This is a genomic window from Micromonospora sp. NPDC051296 (assembly GCF_040682255.1).
Taxonomy (GTDB): domain Bacteria; phylum Actinomycetota; class Actinomycetes; order Mycobacteriales; family Micromonosporaceae; genus Micromonospora; species Micromonospora craterilacus.
The window spans coordinates 1-3,665 of sequence record NZ_JBFBAO010000522.1 but is presented as its reverse complement, the minus strand read 5'-3'; the positions used below and the strand labels follow the sequence as shown (position 1 = coordinate 3,665).

Sequence of the window (3,665 nt, the reverse complement as noted above, 5' to 3'; positions counted from 1 at the left end):
CGTAGCCTGAAAGCAGGAACGACCCAAGATCGTCTAGCCGGACGTGTCACGGATCAAGTGACAACGATCCGTAACGCATCAAGTGGAGCCCGACAATTCTGGTGAGGTGATTCTGGTGAGGTGAGGCAACAGCCGGGCAACAGCCGGGCAACAGCCGGGCAACAGCCGGGCAACAGCCGAATCTGGCACCAATTCTGGCCTGTGTCCCGTCACGGGAGATGCTTGACGGTGGCGTCCACCAGATGCTTGACAAGATTCCGAAATTTAGGGGCCAAGGGTCTGGACTTGGTCGACTACGCTCCGGGCATGTTGGCCGCGATCTCCGCCGTGACGGCCCGATACCGGCGGCAGATCCTCACCGTTGCGCTTGTCCTGGCCGTGATCCTGGCCGTTGGCCGTCGGCTGTCTGATCTGCTGGACTCGATCCTGGACACCGCGACCCTCCTCGCCGGGATGCTGGCGATGTCGCTGGCCCTGCTTCGACCACGGCCGGCGGGCCTTCTGGTCAAGCCCGAGGTTCGGGCGTTCGCCACTGAACCGAGCATGTCCCAGGTCTACATGGCCGTGGGGTTCATGTTCTTGGCCTCACTGCTGCTGGGGGCTCGCGGCCTTGTCGAAGTCGTCGAGGGCCTGTCCATGGTGTTGCCGTTGCTGTTCCTGGTCGGCGTCGGTGTACACGTTGCCGGCGGCTGGCGCGGTGTTTCGGTCGAGCTGCGACCGGACGGAGTCTGTCAACGCGACCTGACCGGCTCCTTGATGGTGCCGTGGGAGGCCCTGGCACCCGGCCGCCCCTTACCAGCCCGCAGCCCGGGCCTCCACCCTGGCCCTGACCTACGCACAACCGGACCGGTACGCCGCCGCGGCATCCTCCCGCTGGGCCGGCGGCGGCTGCGCATCGACAACGTCCACCCCTGGTTCATCGCCGACGCGATCCGCCACTACGTCGACCACCCACAGCACCGGGCAGCGATCGGCGAACCAGCCGAATACCAACGGCTCTTGGATGCGTTGAGGTATGCGCCCACTGGCCCCGGCCATTGGCACACTTCCTAGACCACTCTCAGACAGAGGCTGGGACGGGTTCGTCAAGCATGTGGTGGGACTAGGCAATCACAGGAAGCTCCCGAGCCCTACAAGATCGACAACGCCGTCCGGATGCGTGCGCCGAGTTCCGCGACCTGTTGCGGCGTCTGCGGCACGATGCCGTGCTCGGCCATCAGGGCGTGGTACTGCTGCTCGTCGTACGGCACACCGGGTGGCAGCGGTGCGACGTGCCAGTGGACGTGCGCGTTGCCCTGCATGCTGCCCAGCGACAGCAGATAGGTGCGCTCCGGCGCGATCACCTCGCCGACGGCGCGGGCGACCCGGTGCACCACCGCCTGGAGGCTCAGGTACTCCTCCGGCGTGAGATCACGTACCACGTCCTCGACGTGCCGTCGCGGGACGACGAGGGTGTAGCCGCGCATCGTCGGATAGCGGCTGAGGAACGCCACATGCGCGCCGTCGTCGTGGAGCACCTCGTGCTCGAAGCCGGGCTCGCCGGCCAGGAAGGCGCAGACGAAGCAGCGCTGGGAGCGTGCGCGGCGCTCGTAGGCCGCGAGGTCCATCGGCACCCTGGCCTCGATCCCGCTCACCCGCGAAGCGTACGCGGCGGCTGTCGGCCCAGGTCAACGAGGTTCGATCGGCGGACCCGCAGGTCAGGTCCGCCGAACCAGGCAGCTAAGGTAAGGCGAACCTAACCTGAAATGCGTAGGAGATTCGTGTCCACCCTCGTCCGCCGGCCGGTCGCCGCCGGCCACCGCACCGGCGCCCCGGGTCGCCGCCGCCTCGCGGTCACCCTCGCGGCCGCGCTGGTGCTGCTCCTCACCGTGCTGGCCAGCTTCGCCCTCGGCAGCCGGCCGCTCGGCGTGGACCAGGTGTGGCACGCCCTGGTCTCACCGGACGGCGGCGAGGCGAGCACAATCGTCCGCGAGCTTCGGATGCCACGTACCGCCCTCGGACTCGCCGTCGGCCTGGCGCTCGCGGTGGCCGGGGTGCTCTTCCAGGCCCTCACCCGCAACCCGCTCGCCGAACCACGGATCCTCGGCATCAGCGCCGGCGCCTCGTGCGGCGTGGTGCTGGCCATCTCCGTGTTCGGCGTCGGCACGCTGGCCGGGTACGTGTGGTTCGGCATCGGCGGCGCGCTCCTCGCCGGGCTGCTGGTCTTCACCGTCGCCAGCCGGGCCCGGGAGGGCGCCAGCCCGGTCACCCTCGCGCTGGTCGGCGCCGCCATCGACGCCACCCTCGCCTCCGTGGTGTACGCGTTGCTCAGCATCGACACCCGCACCTTCGAGGAGTACCGGTTCTGGGTGGTCGGCGGGCTCACCGGCCGGGACCTGTCGGTCGCCGCGCAGGTGCTGCCGTTCGTGCTCGCCGGGCTGCTGCTGGCTGCCCTGGTCGCCCGCGGCCTGGACGCGCTCGCCCTCGGCGACGACGTGGCCCGCGGCCTCGGTCACCGGATCGGTCTGGTCCGCCTCGGCGGTGGCGGCGCCGCCGTACTGCTGACCGGCGCGGCCGTCGCCGCGGCCGGGCCGATCGCGTTCGTCGGGCTGGCCGTGCCGCACCTGGCCCGGGCCCTGGTCGGCGCCGACCACCGCTGGACCCTCGCGGTCTCCGCGCTGCTCGGACCGGCGCTGCTGCTCGGCGCCGACGTCGCCGGCCGGCTGGTCGCCCCACCCGGCGAGATACCGGCCGGCATCGTCACCGCGCTGATCGGCGCGCCCCTGCTCGCTGTGCTGGTCCGGCGCGCCCGGCTGGTGACCGCGTGACCGCCGCCACCCAGGCTGCGGACCCGGGTCCCGCCACGCCGGGCACCACCGACCGGCTGCCCGGCCGCGCGCTGCTGCGGGTCGGTCCGGTACGGGTGCAGATCCGGCGCCGGTCGGTGCTGGTCGCCGCCGCGTTGACCGGGCTGCTGGCGGTGGCCATGGTGCTCAGCCTCTCCCTCGGCACCCCGTACGTCGCCCCGGCCGACGTGCTGCGCGCGCTCGCCGGCACCGGCACCCCGTACGACCTGGTCGTCCTGGATCTGCGGCTGCCCCGGCTGGTGCTGGCCGCGGTGGCCGGCGCGGCGTTCGGGGTGGCCGGCACGCTGATCCAGAGCGTGGCCCGTAACCCCCTCGCGAGCCCGGACGTCATCGGCATCACCCAGGGTGCCGGGCTCGCCGCGACGGTGGCCCTGACCAGTGGCGCGGCCGCCGTGGTGGTGGGGCCGGCGGCGCTGGCCGGCGGCCTGGTCGCCGCCGCCGTGGTCTTCGTCCTCGGCGCTCGGCACGGGCTCGCCGCCCAGCGGTTCGTGCTGGCCGGCGTGGCGGTCGCCTTCGCCCTGCGGGCGCTCATCGAGGTGGTCATGCTCACCGCCGACCCGATCGACGGGCTCCGCGCGCAGATCTGGCTGATCGGCACGCTCGCCGGCCGGGGCTGGACCGAAACCGCCTGGATCGCCGGCACCCTGCTCCTCCTGCTGCCCGTCCTGGCCTGGGCCGGCTGGGCGCTGAACAGCACCGCGCTCGACGACGACACCGCCCGGGGCATCGAGGTCGACGGCGGCGAGGTGTCCTTCGCCAGTCCCAGCGACGCGCAGCGGGCCGGCATCGCGATCATCCACCAGGAGTTCACCCTGCTGC

At 71.8% G+C, this 3,665-nt stretch carries 4 protein-coding genes; 3 read left to right on the top strand and 1 reads right to left on the bottom strand.

Annotated features, from left to right (window positions below):
- The first annotated feature begins 306 nt into the window (after nucleotides 1-306).
- Nucleotides 307-1,053, top strand: a complete 747-nt coding sequence (locus tag AB0M52_RS32210) for a hypothetical protein (RefSeq protein ID WP_363961508.1) — start codon at nucleotides 307-309, stop codon at nucleotides 1,051-1,053.
- 77 nt (nucleotides 1,054-1,130) lie between these two features.
- On the opposite strand, the gene AB0M52_RS32205 is transcribed toward AB0M52_RS32210, so the two are convergent.
- Entirely contained in the window at nucleotides 1,131-1,634 is a 504-nt protein-coding gene (locus AB0M52_RS32205) for an HIT family protein (protein WP_363961506.1), read from the bottom strand.
- Between the two features lie 126 nt (nucleotides 1,635-1,760).
- Here AB0M52_RS32205 and AB0M52_RS32200 point away from each other — a divergent pair, with 126 nt between their 5' ends.
- A complete protein-coding gene (locus AB0M52_RS32200) occupies nucleotides 1,761-2,807 on the top strand; it encodes an iron ABC transporter permease (RefSeq protein ID WP_363961504.1) in 1,047 nt (348 codons plus the stop codon).
- A partial coding sequence (locus tag AB0M52_RS32195; RefSeq protein ID WP_363961502.1) for an iron chelate uptake ABC transporter family permease subunit occupies nucleotides 2,804-3,665 on the top strand: 862 nt, incomplete at its 3' end. The genes AB0M52_RS32200 and AB0M52_RS32195, both read left to right, overlap by 4 nt.